The organism is Lactobacillus nasalidis (genome assembly GCF_016587775.1).
Classification (GTDB): Bacteria; Bacillota; Bacilli; order Lactobacillales; family Lactobacillaceae; genus Lactobacillus; species Lactobacillus nasalidis.
Genome location: NZ_BOCG01000246.1, coordinates 1 through 900, shown reverse-complemented (window position 1 = coordinate 900; position 900 = coordinate 1). Strand labels below are relative to the sequence as shown.

General features: G+C 56.7%; 2 protein-coding genes. One reads left to right on the top strand and one right to left on the bottom strand.

What is annotated here, in order from left to right:
- A partial coding sequence (locus tag lacNas_RS04135; RefSeq protein ID WP_201346625.1) for a DegV family protein occupies positions 1 to 680 on the top strand: 680 nt, incomplete at its 5' end.
- Positions 681 to 695: 15 nt separating this feature from the next.
- Here the strand turns inward: lacNas_RS04135 and lacNas_RS04130 are convergent.
- Positions 696 to 900: hypothetical protein (locus lacNas_RS04130; protein WP_201346624.1), on the bottom strand; the 205-nt coding region annotated here is incomplete at its 5' end.

The following is a 900-nucleotide window of genomic DNA, read 5'->3' as shown; positions in this document are numbered from 1 at the left end:
CCAGGGCCGGGATCGCGGCTTCATCCGCCTGCCCGGGCATCGCGGCCTGGCTTGAGGCGTACGCCGGCGGCAGCGAGATCTACGTTCTGACGATTTCCGCCGCTCTGTCCGGCAGCTGCAACTCGGCGGTGCAGGCAGCGAAAATCTACCAGGAAGAGCACCCCGACTGCCTGATTCACGTCTTTGACAGCCGGAGCGCGGGACCGGCGCAGTGCCTGGCGGCGGAGAAAATCGCGGCTTTGAAGGACCAGGGGATGCAGTTCGCGGAAGTGGTCGAAACCGTGACCGACTACCTGGAAAACCATGTCCGCCTCTTTTTTGCCTTGAAGTCGATGACCAACCTGGCCAACAACGGCCGGGTCAACCCGACGGTCGCGAAAATCGCGGGGATGCTGAAGATCTGGGTCTATGGCTGGGCTGAGAACGGCTTGATCAAGCCGCTGGGCAAGGCCAGAGGGGAAAAGAAGACTCTGGCGGCCGTGGTCAAGGCCCTGGAAGAAAAGGGCTACCGGGGCGGCCGGGTCAAGATCGACCATGTCGACAACCTGGCCAGCGCGACCGAGCTGCATGACCAGATAAGGAAACTGGCGCCGGCGGCCAAGGTTGACCTGGGATCCTGCCGGGCCCTGTGCAGCTTCTACGCTGAAGCTGGCGGTTTGATGATTGCCGCGGAAGTTTAATTAAAAAGTAAAAATTCAGCACCGGTCCTGGTGCTGAATTTTTACTTTGTCTTGTCTTGTCTTGTCTTGTCTTGTCTTGTCTTGTCTTGTCTTGTCTTGTCTTGTCTTGTCTTGTCTTGTCTTGTCTTGTCTTGTCTTGTCTTGTCTTGTCTTGTCTTGTCTTGTCTTGTCTTGTCTTGTCTTGTCTATGTAATGTCCAAATTCACCAATGGTGCAGATG